The organism is Pedobacter sp. T50_32 (assembly GCF_057652195.1).
On sequence record NZ_JBYFBY010000001.1, the window covers coordinates 561,276 to 574,206 of the forward strand.

Annotated in this window: 11 protein-coding genes; 2 read left to right on the top strand and 9 right to left on the bottom strand. The window is 37.9% G+C overall.

Going from position 1 to position 12,931, the window contains the following annotated elements; all coding sequences use genetic code 11:
• Positions 1 to 3: 3 nt before the first annotated feature.
• The 8 genes from AC23ME_RS02400 to AC23ME_RS02435 all read right to left on the bottom strand — a co-directional run bounded on the left by AC23ME_RS02400 (position 4) and on the right by AC23ME_RS02435 (position 9,282).
• Positions 4 to 804 (bottom strand): alpha/beta hydrolase, encoded by an 801-nt coding sequence (locus tag AC23ME_RS02400; RefSeq protein ID WP_487726149.1) that lies wholly within the window; start codon positions 802 to 804, stop codon positions 4 to 6.
• 2 nt (positions 805 to 806) lie between these two features.
• Positions 807 to 1,997, bottom strand: coding sequence for a copper amine oxidase (locus AC23ME_RS02405; RefSeq protein WP_487726150.1), 1,191 nt, complete (start codon positions 1,995 to 1,997; stop codon positions 807 to 809).
• A 221-nt stretch (positions 1,998 to 2,218) separates the two neighbouring features.
• Positions 2,219 to 2,683 (bottom strand): DUF4920 domain-containing protein, encoded by a 465-nt coding sequence (locus AC23ME_RS02410; protein WP_487726151.1) that lies wholly within the window; start codon positions 2,681 to 2,683, stop codon positions 2,219 to 2,221.
• Positions 2,684 to 2,763: 80 nt separating this feature from the next.
• On the bottom strand, positions 2,764 to 4,587 hold the full coding sequence (locus AC23ME_RS02415) for an LVIVD repeat-containing protein (protein ID WP_487726152.1): 1,824 nt from the start codon (positions 4,585 to 4,587) through the stop codon (positions 2,764 to 2,766).
• Positions 4,588 to 4,757: 170 nt separating this feature from the next.
• Positions 4,758 to 6,140: a DNA repair protein RadA gene (gene radA, locus AC23ME_RS02420; protein WP_487726153.1), complete on the bottom strand. Its 1,383-nt coding sequence runs from the start codon at positions 6,138 to 6,140 to the stop codon at positions 4,758 to 4,760.
• Positions 6,141 to 6,336: 196 nt separating this feature from the next.
• Positions 6,337 to 7,884 carry an Rne/Rng family ribonuclease gene (locus AC23ME_RS02425; protein ID WP_487726154.1) on the bottom strand — a complete coding sequence of 516 codons (1,548 nt, stop codon included), beginning with the start codon at positions 7,882 to 7,884 and terminating at the stop codon, positions 6,337 to 6,339.
• A gap of 234 nt (positions 7,885 to 8,118) precedes the next feature.
• Positions 8,119 to 8,967 (bottom strand): tetratricopeptide repeat protein, encoded by an 849-nt coding sequence (locus AC23ME_RS02430; RefSeq protein ID WP_487726155.1) that lies wholly within the window; start codon positions 8,965 to 8,967, stop codon positions 8,119 to 8,121.
• A 12-nt stretch (positions 8,968 to 8,979) separates the two neighbouring features.
• The gene (locus AC23ME_RS02435) at positions 8,980 to 9,282 is read right to left on the bottom strand and encodes an HU family DNA-binding protein (protein WP_487726156.1); all 303 of its coding nucleotides are present in this window, start codon (positions 9,280 to 9,282) and stop codon (positions 8,980 to 8,982) included.
• 174 nt (positions 9,283 to 9,456) lie between these two features.
• Between AC23ME_RS02435 and mutY the strand changes: the two genes are divergently transcribed.
• Both mutY and AC23ME_RS02445 read left to right on the top strand, forming a co-directional pair.
• Positions 9,457 to 10,503 carry an A/G-specific adenine glycosylase gene (mutY, locus tag AC23ME_RS02440; RefSeq protein WP_487726157.1) on the top strand — a complete coding sequence of 349 codons (1,047 nt, stop codon included), beginning with the start codon at positions 9,457 to 9,459 and terminating at the stop codon, positions 10,501 to 10,503.
• A 12-nt stretch (positions 10,504 to 10,515) separates the two neighbouring features.
• A complete protein-coding gene (locus AC23ME_RS02445; protein WP_487726158.1) occupies positions 10,516 to 10,944 on the top strand; it encodes a single-stranded DNA-binding protein in 429 nt (142 codons plus the stop codon).
• A 96-nt stretch (positions 10,945 to 11,040) separates the two neighbouring features.
• On the opposite strand, the gene glmS is transcribed toward AC23ME_RS02445, so the two are convergent.
• Positions 11,041 to 12,879 carry a glutamine--fructose-6-phosphate transaminase (isomerizing) gene (gene glmS / locus AC23ME_RS02450; RefSeq protein WP_487726159.1) on the bottom strand — a complete coding sequence of 613 codons (1,839 nt, stop codon included), beginning with the start codon at positions 12,877 to 12,879 and terminating at the stop codon, positions 11,041 to 11,043.
• Between the last annotated feature and the right edge of the window lie 52 nt (positions 12,880 to 12,931).

Sequence of the window (12,931 nt, forward strand, 5' to 3'; positions counted from 1 at the left end):
GTATTATTTCTTTAGATGTTCTGAAAAGAATTCGAAATGTGTTAAAATAGATTTGCTCCAATAACCACCTGTATGACCTCCAGGCTGGGCAATGTAGGTCGCTTTTATTTTAAGGTCATCGCATTTTTGCCTAAACTGTTTACTGGTGATGTATAAATAGTCTTCGGTTCCAGTATCAAAAATTAGCGCCTTATTTAAGCCTTTGAGTGACTGTAAATTATTTACAGGAGAGTAGTCGTCGTAAAGTTTGTTCTTTTCATCGTAGGTGCCAATTAGGTAAGCAATAGTTGTTTTCCTAAAGGCCGAATAACGAAGGTTCAAAACTCCGGATGTACTTCCTGCGCCAGCAAATAAAGTCGGATGTTTAGTAATCATATACATCGCTCCGAAGCCACCCATACTGGCTCCTGTAATGAAAACCTTACTTTCATCTACTTTGTATTTTTGATTAATGGCAGGCATCAACTCCTCTAAAAAAAAGGATTCATACTGTAAACTATCTTTATTTGGTGAGTTAAGGTACCAGCTCTTCTTTAATCCATCGGGACAAACCACAATAAACTGGTATTGATTAGCCAGTTTTTGCAAGTCGGCTAGTTTGCTCCAGCTTTTGTAGTTGGCATTATGCCCATGCAATAGATAAATAACTGGTAGTTTTTCTAAGGAACTTTGTAGCGGAGTGTAAATAAAAACGGAGTCTGTTCGCTTTAGGTTTTTTTTGGAGGAGATGGTTAGAAGATCTTGAGCATATGTATTAGACACGCTCAAGATCAGTATCGTTAAGATGAGTTTTATAGCCCTCATCACTATGGATTTAAGTCAACCGGAACAAGAATTAAAGGAGTTGGCAAACATGAAGCTCCCGGAGGTGAGTAGGTTAACTTGATGGTTTGTTCTTCGCCATTTCCAGTTGGTTTAAAAACTTGGATCAATACCGCTTCAGGTGCGGCTTTAGTTACCAATTGGTCTTTTGGCAGTTGAATAATTCCTTCGTTAAACTTTCCACCGCTAACTTTCATTGCTGCCGCCATTCCGCTGCACCATTGGTTGTCTGCCGAACGTGAGTTCCAAGTAATTAGCGCTAAACCTTTGCCATCTGTACTTTTCCATTTAAGCTCGATATCGTACATTACGCCGTAGTTACCCGCCAATTTAGCGATTTGACCAGTAGTGCCTTCACGACCGATAATCCAAGGATCAGTTTCGCCATCGGCAACAACTAAAGCAGAAGTTCCGTTTTTTGTATCTATTACCGAAGTGTTGGCTACGTGATAATTGCTCACGCCATAAAGCCCTCTACCAGCACCACTCTTCGTTTTTGGAGGCAATACATTCGTAATTCTTTTCAAAGCATCTTTGCCACTTGTTTTAAGATCTGTTTGTAAAACGGTAATTTCTGCAGGTTGATCTACCAAGAACTCGTAAAAGCCATGCACAAGTTCATCATACTTTACCACATATTGTTCTAGTTTTTCGTCGATAGGAACAGCTTCTCCAGGTTTTACAATACGTACTTCTTCGCTAGGTTGTGCGGCTAAAAATGAGGCTAATCCTTCTTTTCCCAGTTTGAAGTAATTGGTGCTAGGCTTTTGCGTAACGTATTTCAACATCTTGATACGCATTGGAGCCTTGCCCGTGTTTTTAATCATGGCAATAATCTTTCTATCTATCTTTTGAGGCTCTTTAATGCCGTTTACATTATATAGGTAAAAACGAACTGCTCCAGGAACAACACTTTCTTTGAGTGCAATGGCTTCTGGTACTCTAATGTATTCAGGATCGTCGGAGATGATATACTGTGGGCCTGGCGTAGGATATTTTTGATAAGGTATCTGTGTGGTTTTTTCTGTCAAAAATCCATCTAACCTAACTATTGCTCCCTGTTTAGCTTTTAGTAACTCATCATTTTGCGCTTTAGTAAGCTGTTGTGCATAACCATTCGTGCCAACAAAGCAAATGCCCGCAACGAATAGTGTGATCTTGGTCAGTTTCATCATTTTATATTATGGTTTCATTTGTTAATGGAGTGAAGATAGGAAAAAACACTAATTAAAAAAATTTAATAACTAAATATTGATTAAATAAAAATATTATAAACATCCTGTTGTGTTGCCCGGCTTTAATCGCAAGAATTTGAAATGTGTTAAAAAAACAAAGCCCTCCCGAAACTCGGGAAGGCTTTTCAATCAATCAATATTAAAAAGGAGAACCTTTCTAATTACTTTACAATTACGGCACCTTTTGCCATGAAGACAATCTCTTTTTTAGGCTCAGTAATTTTAGCTATTTCTTCTGGAGATTTTTTTGCGTCTTTTGCATAGTGTTGTAGGTCTTCAACAGAAGTAACTTTTCTTTCTGCAAAACCATCAATTACTACTTTTGTGCCAGGAGCCATATCCTTTGGCATAAAAAAGCCATAATCTTTAAATTTTACGAACATAGTTTCTTTGTCAGAAATTTTAACGTTCATGAAGCAACCTTTTTTCTTGCAAACGTTAACTACTTCGCCCTCTACCTTCATTTCTGCTTTGGTCTCTTTGCCTAATTTAGCATTAACCTCATTAGCCGAAATAATATTTCCTTTGGTAACGCCTTCGCCGAAAGATTGACCTTCAACTTTTTCTTGTGCAAAGCCAACAGTTGCCAAGGCACAAAATGCTAAACTTAATATTAATTTTTTCATACTTATAATTTTATCTAGTTGATGATTTGCACAAAGATATTTAAAATCTTTCTAAATAAGATGTGTTCTTCGTCAATCTCTTACAACACCTTTCCGGTATTTGTCCCAATAACGCTTCCACTAGAGTTTCTAGTATATCGTCCGTTGATTATGACATTGCAAGTACCGACAAACTCTATGGTTCCGTTTAAATCGAAATCGCCATTAACAACTAAATTGGTATTTACCAAACGAAGGCGACCGCTGCTGTTAATGCTTAATTTGTTGCTGATCTGTAAGCTGCCGTTATTAATTTCGGCCAATCCATTAACATTGAAGTCGCCGTTTATAGGGTAAATTTCTCCATTTACTTTTGGCAGTAATTTCAGTTTACCATTGCTATTAACTGTAAGTGTGCTCTTGAAGTTTGCACTGCCGACTACCTCTGCAAAAGCATTGATGTTGAACTGCAGGTTAGATACGAAGGCGCCATTCACTAAAAACGCACCTCCGGTATTAATGTTAGCACCGTAGTTTAAAGTAAGGGCACCGCAAAAATCGAATATGGCATTGGTATTAACGTTTAGTCCGGCAATGGTAGTAATGCCAGTTCCAGTAAAATACTCCTTAACACCTGTATTTAAGTTTCTCCACCCATTAGCATCAGATGCTAAAAAATTTCTGTTGCTGCAAGCCACAGTAGAGCTACTGTTAGCAATTGCCGTCATCTTTAAGATTTTCAAGCCGCCTGTACCTGTTGCCACAAAAATTAGGTTGCCACTAGATTTAACGTAGTTGGTTGATGCACCTAAGCTAGCCTTACCTAAAAGCACCAATGTATTCCCTTCTAACTTTGCAACATATAAGCCTGCCGCTCCATTGGCAATGTAAATCAGGTTATTGTTGATAGAAACATTATTCGTAACAATATCTTCAGGGTCTACTCCTGCAATTACTGGAACAGGGATGTTATCAATTAGCGAACCTGTACTGCTCAAATAATTCAATCCCGCTCTTCCTGCCGCATGTAGAAAGTTATCATTTATCGTTTCGATATGCGATGCAGTTTCTGGTAAATCTGTTGCTAAATTAATGGTTTTTGCTATGCTCAAATCACTGGCATTTAAACCCAATATTTGGCCTGGCTTGTTTTTTAATATGAAGATATTACTTCCACTTGCATTGCTCGCCAAAGCCGTAGATCCTGTGATGGCTATAGACTTTTCCTCTTTGAAATCTGAAGGATTAACAACGCTTAATCCACCTTGTGTGCTCGAAACTACATAAATCTTATTGTTTTTAGCCAAGATATTTTTTCCTACAAAGCCTTTAAGCTGTACACGGCCGCTTGTACTTGTCAGTACGCCGTTGCTCAAAGCAATTCTATCTAACACTGCTGGAGCTGTTAATGAAGCATCTTTATCAACGTCGGTAGCTGAGGCTAAATAAACAAAGTTATTGTTGAAAACAACAGATGAAATATCGGTATTAGGCATGATCGCCTGAGAGATTAATCTTGGTTGCGCTTCATTACTTACATCGAAAACGTCGATGCCACCTAAATAGGTTTCGCCACGGGTATTGTAAGAAACGTAAACTTTGTTGCCAGAGAAATCAATATGCGTAGCTTGCAAAGTTTTCCCTTGATGGGTGGGAGCAGCAACCTCGGCGATCAGCTGTAAATTGTATTGACTAAAGTCTTCTCTAAATTCTACCCCTTTTGTACCTACATTCATTAAAGATACCGCAGTATTTGGATAGCTTACCCTCGCATTTAAAGCACTTTCATTATTATTTAAAACAACTTCAGGACCTTTTTTATCTAAAGTTGGCTCTTCTCCGTCTTTTGGTGTTGATTTTTTACAGCCGATGGTGGCTACAGTTAGCGCTATTATACAAACCTTTATTAAGTAATGTTTTTTCATACTGCTGTGTATTCTTTTTTAGAGTAAAGCAAATTTAATGAAAAAGTACAAGGCTCAAAGTTATTTCGCTTTAAATCAGTAGTTTATTTTGTTTTGTATATTTTCTGCCAAAGTGTTTTCGAATTGTTGCAGGAAATGTTTTACTCGTTTTGAGAATGTCGCTTCACGCTTTATCCAAATAATGCCGAAAAAACTTCTTCAATTTTAGCAACGGTAACCAGTTCAATTTTAAACTTATCTTTGTTAATCCCTTTTAGGTTATAACTTGAGATGAATATTTTTTCGAAGCCTAGCTTTTCTGCTTCAGAAATGCGTTGCTCAACTCGGTTAACGGCTCTAATTTCACCAGATAGACCAACCTCGGCAGCAAAGCAAATTTTTGAAGAAACTGGTATATCCTCATGTGAGGAAATGATAGCTGCAACAATAGACAAGTCGATAGCTGGATCTTCCACCTTAATGCCTCCAGCGATATTTAGGAAAACATCTTTAGCGCTTAGACGGAAACCGCATCGCTTTTCGAGTACAGCCAGCAGCATATTCATTCTTTTGGTATCAAAGCCCGTAGCCGAACGCTGAGGAGTACCATAAGCAGAAATACTTACCAATGCCTGCGTTTCTATCACCATAGGTCTGGCGCCTTCAATAGTTGCACCAATGGAGATGCCGCTCAACTCTTCATCACGTTGTGAAAGCAATACTTCCGACGGGTTGGAAACTTCCCTCAGTCCGTTACCATGCATGGCATAAATACCTAATTCTGCAGCTGCGCCGAACCTGTTTTTTATAGAGCGCAATATGCGATAAATATGGTGTCGATCTCCCTCAAATTGCAGTACGGTATCCACCATGTGCTCTAAAATTTTCGGACCGGCAATAGCGCCGTCTTTGGTAATATGACCAATCAAGAAAACTGGAGTAGCGGTTTCTTTGGCAAAACGCAGCAGCTCGGCGGTGCACTCGCGTACCTGTGAGACACTTCCCGGCGTAGATTCGATGTGTGCAGAATGTAAGGTCTGTATCGAATCAATCACCAAAATTTCTGGTACTAACTGCTCCAGCTGTTTAAATATATTTTGGGTTGATGTTTCTGTTAGAATAAAACACTCTGCTTGTGGGGTTTTGGTAATGCGTTCTGCCCGCATTTTAATTTGCTGCTCACTTTCTTCTCCTGAAACATAAAGTACCCTTTTCTGCTTAATATTCAGTGCCAATTGTAGCATTAAGGTTGATTTTCCAATGCCTGGCTCGCCACCAATCAACGTAACCGATCCAGGAACTAAACCTCCGCCTAGCACTCTATCTAACTCAATATCTCCAGTTAAAATTCTTTCTTCAGTAGCGCTTTCAATTTCTTCAAGCTTGCTCGGTTTATTTACTCTTTGAGTACCTCCAGTTGTTGTTTTCCACACAGCAGCGTTTCCTGCAGATGGCTTTTCTACTACCTCTTCTACAAAAGTATTCCATTGGTTACATGAAGGGCATTTGCCCAGCCACTTTGCCGACTCGTAGCCGCAACTCTGACAGAAATATGCTGATTTGATTTTAGCCAAGATATTTTAGATTTTAGATTTACGAATTTAGATTTAATCGTTTGGAAATACTAGGTAAGTTTTAAACAAAGGGTCATAGTTGCAGCAGGACTATTTATCGAAAAAAATCTTATATGCCTTATACGGTCAATATTTTTATCCATATATAAACAAAAAAAGTCCCGATTTGCATCGAGACTTTAGAATTTCTGAGGGTTTACAGCTTAATTTCTTCGTCTTTAGCAGACAAGAAGTGAAACTCTGTTAAGTGATAAGAAGAAGACTCTCTCACCTTTACCCACTGCCCAAATTTGAAGTACCATTTCCATTGTAAGGAAATCAATCCTTTTTTAATAAAGGCTGCTATGTAAGGGTGTACACATAGCGTAATATTTTTTTCATTCTGCTCACGCAGGATATAGGTCATATTGCTTTCAATGTCATCCATTAACACAATACTTGCCTTTATCTCACCAGTTCCGTCGCAGGTAGGACATTTTTCTACCGTTACAATGTTCATTTCTGGCCTTACCCTTTGACGGGTAATTTGTACCAAACCAAATTTGCTAGGAGGCAGAATGGTATGTTTAGCTCTATCCAAAAGCATCAGCTCTCTCAAGTGGTCAAACAATACTTTTCTGTTGGCAGGTTTGTGCATATCGATAAAATCGATGACCACAATACCGCCCATATCTCTTAGCCTTAATTGGCGGGCAATTTCTTTTGCTGCTTCTTTATTAACCTGCAGCGCATTTTCTTCTTGGTTTTCTTTGCTAGCGGTTCTATTTCCACTATTTACGTCTATAACGTGCAAAGCTTCGGTGTGTTCTACCACTAAGTAGGCACCACCGGCCAAGTTCACAGTTTTTCCAAAACCGTTTTTAATTTGTTTTTCAACCCCAAAGTGGTCAAAAATTGGGTCTTTGTGCTTGTAATGTTTTACAATACGTTCCATTTCCGGAGAAATTTCGTGCACATAAGAACGAATGTCTTCAAATAATGCTTGGTCGTTTACATATACGTTGGTGAAATCGGTACTTAAAATATCGCGGATAAGCGTTGATGTCCTATCCATTTCACCCCAAACACGCTTAGCAGGTTCTGTTTCTGGAAGCTTTTTCATAAAGCTCTCCCATTTGGAAATAGAATCAAGTAAGTCTTTTTGTAATTCGGCAACGCCTTTTCCCTCAGAAACTGTTCTAATGATTACCCCAAAATTTTTAGGCTTAATACTTTCGATAATCTTTTTTAAACGATTACGTTCGGTATTACTCTTTATCTTTTTAGAGATGGAAATTACATTAGAAAAAGGAACCAATACGGTGTATCTTCCTGCAATAGAAAGATCTGAACTTAGTCTTGGACCTTTAGTAGAAATGGGTTCTTTGGCAATCTGTACAGGTACCAATAAATTTTTGCTAACAACTTCCGAGATTTTTCCCGCTTTGTTAATGTCAGCTTCTAATTTAAAGTTATCTAGTAAAGTGCCCGGTGTGCCGTTACGTCTAATCTTCGTTAGCTTTATCAAAGATTGAACCTGTGGGCCTAAATCAAAGTAATGCAAAAATGCATCTTTTTCGTAGCCAACATCCACAAACGCAGCGTTTAGGCCGGGCATAATTTTCTTAATGCGGCCTAAATATATATCGCCTACAGCGTAGTTGTTGTTAACGTGTTCTTTGTGAAGCTCAACAAGTTGTTTGTCTTCGATTAAAGCTATGGTTACTCCCGTAGGAGTAGAATCTATTATTAATTCTTTTACCAAAGCTACAGATTTTAAGGCTGTTACGCCTTATTAACACATGGACCAAAAAACTTAGAATCCAAAAGTAAACACCTTTAAAAAAGCATTTACTTTCGGCCATACTATCAAGAAAAATTATTTTTTCTTGTGTCTGTTTTTTCTTAAACGTTTTTTGCGTTTGTGGGTAGCCATTTTATGTCTTTTTCTTTTTTTACCGCTTGGCATAATTTTAAAATTTAAATGTTGTTAATTCTTTTATTTTTTCAACTCAGCTACCTTTTTATCTACGAAACTAGATAAAGTTGGGTTAGCTGCAAGTTTTTTGCTTTGTAAGTAAGCATCAATAGCTTCTTGATTTTTTCCTAAGCTTTCATATGCAAAAGCTAAGTTAAAATAAGCGTCTGGAGTTGCTTTAATGTTTTTAATGATGTCTTGAAAACGAGTAATCGCCTTATCAAATTGACCAGATTTTATCGCAAACATACCTAAGTTCATGTTGGCTTTAAAGTTTTTCGGGTCTTTCTTCACTACGTCCAATAGCATTGTAATACCTGCCATTGGAGCACCACCGCCGTTTACCATTGTAATTCCCATTCCTGTTTTTGCATCTAGGTCTGTAGAATCAATAGCAATGGCTTTTTCATAAGCATGATTTGCTTTTTGCAACATCACAGGTTTAACCAAGCTATCTCTAGTAATATCAAATACTTCTAGAAACTTATCGCCTGCTTTCAACCAGTTTTTTAATGAAGATTCGCCAATAGCAGCATCTTCCAAATAAAATGCACTAGGAACAGATTGTCCTAAATCATCCCATCTTTGAGCCAAAGACTTAGCTTGAATCACCTTCTCTTCGCCTTTTGCTTTTTGATAAGTAGCTTCTAGAGAAGTAAGTTCTTTAGAGGCAGCATTACTAATTAGATTTTTGGCAGTTGCAGATACTTCTTCTATGCTTAAACTAGGAGCTTGCGCTTCTTGTGGCATTTCAGTAGGTGCTGCTTCTTGTTTGGGCTTTAAGCCTTTAATATCTTGGCTAAATAAAAAGCCCACAAGCAATACAATGCCTGCAATAATTACAATTTGTGTTGTGCGTGGGCTTTTCATAACAATCAAATATTAAGCCTCAGCTTTAACTTTTTTAGTGTTGTTTTTTACTTTGTCAACAAATACTTTTGCTGGCTTAAAGCTAGGAACAAAATGCTCTGGAATAATGATGGCTGTGTTTTTAGAGATATTTCTAGCAGTTTTTTGAGCTCTTTTTTTCACTACAAAACTGCCAAAACCTCTTACGTATACATTTTCGCCAGCAATCATGTTGTTTTTGATTACCTTGAAAAATGCCTCTACTGTTTCTTGAACGTCAACTTTCTCGATCCCTGTCTTTGTTGATATTTCAGCAATAATATCTGCCTTAGTCATATTTCTAAAATTAATTAATTATTGTGTGTGTTTTTTAATTACATGTAATTTGGGGTTGCAAAAGTATTGCTTTTTAGTGAGATAGGAAAATAAAAGATGATTTATTTGTGCGTTCAACCATCATCTTAGTGCAACTTTTGCCTTTTTAAACGCTTTTGTTGTACTTTTGGTACAATGTCTTTTCAGTCGGAAATAGTTGCTTGGTACCTAAAAAACAAGAGAGATTTGCCTTGGCGGGGCACTACAGATCCTTATGTGATTTGGTTATCGGAGATTATTCTACAACAAACAAGAGTAGAGCAGGGAATGCCGTATTTCCTTAAATTTCTAGAAAATTTTCCCAACGTTGCCGATTTTGCGAATGCTCCAGAAGAAAGAGTTTTAAAACTTTGGCAGGGTTTAGGCTATTATTCTAGGGGAAGAAACATGTTGTATACTGCGAAATTTATAGTCTCAAATTACAACGGCGTTTTTCCATCAAGCTATGATGAACTTGTTAAATTGAAAGGAATAGGAAATTATACAGCGGCCGCCATTTCCTCGTTTTCTAGCAATGAACGCCGTGCAGTTGTAGACGGAAATGTTTACCGTGTGTTGTCTAGGTATTTTGGAATAGAAGAGGCCATCAATTCAGGTGTTGGAATTAAATTTTTCGCACACTTGGCACAAGATTTAATTGTGGATCAGCAGCCATCAGTTTATAACCAAGCGATAATGGAATTTGGCGCTTTACAATGCAAACCAAAATCTCCACTATGTGCTATTTGCCCTGTGAAAACTGGCTGTTTTGCTTATAAAAGCAACAAAATAGACCTTTTGCCTGTTAAGTTAAAAAAGGTAAAAGTTAAAAAGCGTTGGTTTAATTATTTTGTTGGTGTAACCAATGATGAGATACTTACCAAGCAAAGAAAACCAGGCGATGTTTGGCAACACTTATATGATTTTCCTCTAATCGAGACACAAGAGGAGGTGTCTATCGAAAGTGCGGAGTTCTTATCAGAAGTTGAGAAGCTATTTGGCAATGGTTTAGAGCTAAGGGTTTTAGAAAGTAAAAAACACATACTTACTCACCAAATTATATATGTTCAATTTTTTGCAATAGATAATTATATTGTTAACTTTAATCAAGACGCCGACATTAAATCGGTGAAAATTGAAGCTTTTAAACAATTACCTCATCCTAAAATTATAGGGGATTTTATTGAAAAACATATAGACTAATCAAATATATTTATGTCAGGTATTAACAAAGTAATCTTAGTGGGCCACTTGGGAAAGGACCCCGAAGTTAGGCATTTAGAAGGAGGCGTTACCGTAGCGAGTTTTCCATTAGCCACCTCAGAGACATTTAACAAGGACGGAAAAAGAGTTGAACAAACAGAATGGCACAATATTGTGTTGTGGAGGGGCTTGGCCGAAGTAGCCTCTAAATATCTGCAAAAGGGCAAGCTCGTTTACATTGAAGGCAAATTGCGTACCCGTTCTTTTGAAGATAAGGAGAAAGTAAAGAAGTACGTTACAGAAGTTGTTGCGGAGAATTTCACGATGTTGGGTAGAAAAAGTGATTTTGAACCTGCTCAAAACAATGGAAATTCAACAACAAATAAGATAGAAGATGATTTCTCTACCTCTATAGATGAGACAGGAGATTTGCCATTTTAATCACCCATATAAACTAACTAACTTAAATAGCAAACGAGAAAGCCCCGGACAATTACTGTTCGGGGCTTTCTCGTTTATGTCAAATTTCAGCTGATTTTACTCAACCGTTACAGATTTTGCCAAATTTCTAGGCTGGTCTACATTACAACCTCTCATTACTGCTATATGGTAAGACAATAACTGTAGCGGAATTGTAGCTAAAAGAGGTAAGAATGCTTCGCTAGCGTCAGGTATCTCGATGCAGTAGTCTACCATTTTCTTTACCTCAGTATCGCCTTCAGTAACAATGGCAATTACCTGGCCTTTTCTTGCTTTTACTTCTTGTATGTTACTAATCACTTTTTCATAAGATGAGTTTTTAGTAGCGATAAATACCACCGGCATTTCTTCATCTATCAACGCAATTGGGCCATGTTTCATTTCTGCTGCCGGATATCCTTCTGCATGGATATAAGAAATCTCTTTTAACTTCAAAGCACCTTCTAAAGCTACAGGGAAACCACTGCCGCGACCTAAGAATAAGCAGTTGCTTGCATCCTTAAACTTTGCAGAGACCTCTTTAATGATGTCGTTAGATTGTAGTGCAGTTTGTATTTTATCTGGAATGCAATCTAACTCGGTAAGTAGTTCTGTTAACTTAGAATTGGTAAGTGTGCCTTTTTGTTGTGCCATGTAAAAAGCCATCAACGTAAGTACGGTAACTTGTGCCGTAAATGCTTTGGTAGAAGCTACGCCAATTTCCGGACCTGCGTGCGTATAAACACCAGCATGTGTAATACGAGGAATTGATGCGCCAACAACGTTACAGATTCCAAAAATGGTAGCGCCTTTTTCTTTTGCCATTTCAATAGCGGCCATGGTGTCGGCAGTTTCACCAGATTGTGAGATAGCAATTACCACATCCTTTTCTGTAATAATTGGATTTCTATATCTAAATTCTGAAGCATATTCTACTTCTACGGGGATACGAGCGTATTCCTCAATAAGATACTCGCCAACTAAACCAGCGTGCCATGAAGTACCGCAAGCTACAATGATAATTCTATCAATGTTCTTCAACTTATCTGCAAACTCCTTAATTCCGCCTAATTGTACTTTTCCTTCTTCTGGATAGATCCTTCCTCTCATACAATCGCGGATAGAACGAGGTTGCTCATAAATCTCTTTCAGCATGAAATGTTCGTAGCCACCTTTTTCTAGCATCTCCAGTTTCAATTCTAGTTCTTGGATATATGGAGTTTGCACCACATTATCCAGACGCTTAATTTCTAGCTCGTCTCTTTTCAAGAAAGCAATTTCGTTATCGTTTAGGTAAATTACGTTTTTGGTGTACTCTACAATTGGTGTCGCATCTGAAGCGATAAAGTACTCTCCCTGACCAACGCCAATTACCATCGGACTACCTTTTCTTGCGGCAATTAGCTGGTTTGGATTTTCTTCGTCCATAATTACTATTGCGTAAGCTCCAGTCACCTCATTTAAGGCCAAACGTACCGCTTCGGTAAGATCAATGTTGTTGTTTTGATAGATGTCTTCGATCAGATGAATCAGTACTTCTGTATCTGTATCACTATTGAAAGAATGACCTCTAGAAATGAGCTCTTCTTTTAAGGTTGCATAGTTTTCTATGATGCCATTATGAATGATACTAAGGTTTCCTTTTTGCGAAGTGTGCGGGTGGGAATTTCTGTCTGAGGGTGCGCCGTGAGTGGCCCAGCGGGTGTGCCCCATGCCAATTGAGCCATAAAGATCTTTTCCGGCAGAAAAATCTTCGAGCTCTTTTACCTTCCCTGCTTTCTTATAAATATTTAAATTATCATTGTTAATCAACGCAATTCCGGCGCTGTCATAACCTCTATACTCCAGTCTTTTTAGACCTTTTAATACTATCGGCCAAGCCTCTCTAAAGCCTATATAGCCTACAATTCCACACATAAATTTCGGGGGGTTAAAAAAATAAATCACCCTAAATTATCTTTTTAGGGTG

Coding starts and splice junctions, on each gene's coding strand:
- AC23ME_RS02400 (WP_487726149.1), bottom strand. CDS start 804: ATGAGGGCTATAAAACTCATCTTAACGATACTGATCTTGAGCGTGTCT.
- AC23ME_RS02405 (WP_487726150.1), bottom strand. CDS start 1,997: ATGATGAAACTGACCAAGATCACACTATTCGTTGCGGGCATTTGCTTT.
- AC23ME_RS02410 (WP_487726151.1), bottom strand. CDS start 2,683: ATGAAAAAATTAATATTAAGTTTAGCATTTTGTGCCTTGGCAACTGTT.
- AC23ME_RS02415 (WP_487726152.1), bottom strand. CDS start 4,587: ATGAAAAAACATTACTTAATAAAGGTTTGTATAATAGCGCTAACTGTA.
- AC23ME_RS02430 (WP_487726155.1), bottom strand. CDS start 8,967: ATGAAAAGCCCACGCACAACACAAATTGTAATTATTGCAGGCATTGTA.
- AC23ME_RS02435 (WP_487726156.1), bottom strand. CDS start 9,282: ATGACTAAGGCAGATATTATTGCTGAAATATCAACAAAGACAGGGATC.
- mutY (WP_487726157.1), top strand. CDS start 9,457: ATGTCTTTTCAGTCGGAAATAGTTGCTTGGTACCTAAAAAACAAGAGA.
- AC23ME_RS02445 (WP_487726158.1), top strand. CDS start 10,516: ATGTCAGGTATTAACAAAGTAATCTTAGTGGGCCACTTGGGAAAGGAC.
- glmS (WP_487726159.1), bottom strand. CDS start 12,879: ATGTGTGGAATTGTAGGCTATATAGGCTTTAGAGAGGCTTGGCCGATA.